Origin of the sequence: Streptomyces tyrfis (assembly GCF_037034285.1) — a bacterium.
Classification (GTDB): Bacteria; Actinomycetota; Actinomycetes; order Streptomycetales; family Streptomycetaceae; genus Streptomyces.
On the sequence record NZ_JBAGJZ010000114.1, the window covers coordinates 1 to 1,171 of the forward strand.

The window sequence follows — 1,171 nt, forward strand, 5'->3', positions numbered from 1 at the left end:
ACTACTGAGGTTGAACTCGTGATGTCGCATGGTCGGTCAGGTAAGCCTGATGGTCAGGCCGGTCTCGGCGAGGCAGCCGTCTATGAGGTGGCTGCGGTACTGGATGTGCCGTAGGCCGCGTCGGATGCGTTGGATGAGGTGTTCCGGGGTGGTGAAGGCGACGTTGGAGAGCCAGCCGCATCGCAGAAGTGACCAGATGCCTTCGACGGGGTTGAGGTCGGGCGCGTAGGGCGGCAGGTAGTAGATGGTCAGCCAGTCCCGGGCTTCGGCGAACTCCCGGAGCCCGGCGGCCTTGTGCACGTTGAGATTGTCCCAGATGAGCACGATCGGGCCTCCGAGTTGCTGGTGGGCGGCGGTCAGCAGGTCCCGGTAGTCACGCCAGGAAAAGCTCTTGCGCCCGTCGCGGCGGCCGTCGTCCCGGCGTGGCCGGTAGATCAGCCGGGACCGGTGGCCGGGCTTGTAACAGGTCAGGGCGGCGATGGAGATCCGTCTGCGGGACCGGCCGCGTACCCGTACCACCGGAGTCCGGCCGCGCTGGGACCAGGTCTTCGCCTGCGGCGGCGTCATGGAGAAACCGGCCTCGTCCTCGAAGACGAGCCAGGCTCCACGAGCCGCCGCGAGCCTTCCGCGCAGGGCCACACCTCCTTGACCCATCCGGCCACCGCGTCGTCGTCCCGCTCGATGGCGCGTCGGGCCGGGACCTGGCAGGACCAGCCGTTGCGCACCAGCAGCTTGCGCACGCCCTGAATCGTGTAGGTCATATGGAAGCGCCGGCCGATCACCGTCTTCACACGGCTCAGAGTCCAGCGCTGATCTTCCCACCCATGCGCGGCCGGCCCCTTGGCCAGCTCCGCCTCCAGTTGCGTGAACTGCTTCTCGCTCAGCCTCGGCAGCGACGCCGGTCCCTGCGACCGCAGAGCCCGCGGACCGCCCTCCTGCCATGCCTGCCGCCATCGCTGCACTGAGCGGACGCTGACCCGCAAGTCCCTGGCGATCACCGAGCTCGCCTCGCCCCGGGCGAACCGCTCCGCCGCCTGGAGCCGTAATTCCTCGCGGAACAACTGCCGTTCGGCGGTCAGCCCGCCCCCTTGTGGATACCGCATGCATCGGTGATACCGCACGAACGACAAGCCGTCAGCCCCTACGACACCACGAGTTCAACCTCAGTAAC

General features: G+C 67.8%; 1 protein-coding gene. It reads right to left on the reverse strand.

The genetic code is table 11. The annotated features are described in order from the left end of the window. Positions 1-36: 36 nt before the first annotated feature. A protein-coding gene (locus WA762_RS35885; protein ID WP_443080756.1) for an IS630 family transposase occupies positions 37-1,103 on the reverse strand; the annotation gives its coding sequence in 2 pieces (ribosomal slippage) (positions 37-657 and positions 660-1,103; 1,065 coding nt in all). Positions 1,104-1,171: the final 68 nt, after the last annotated feature.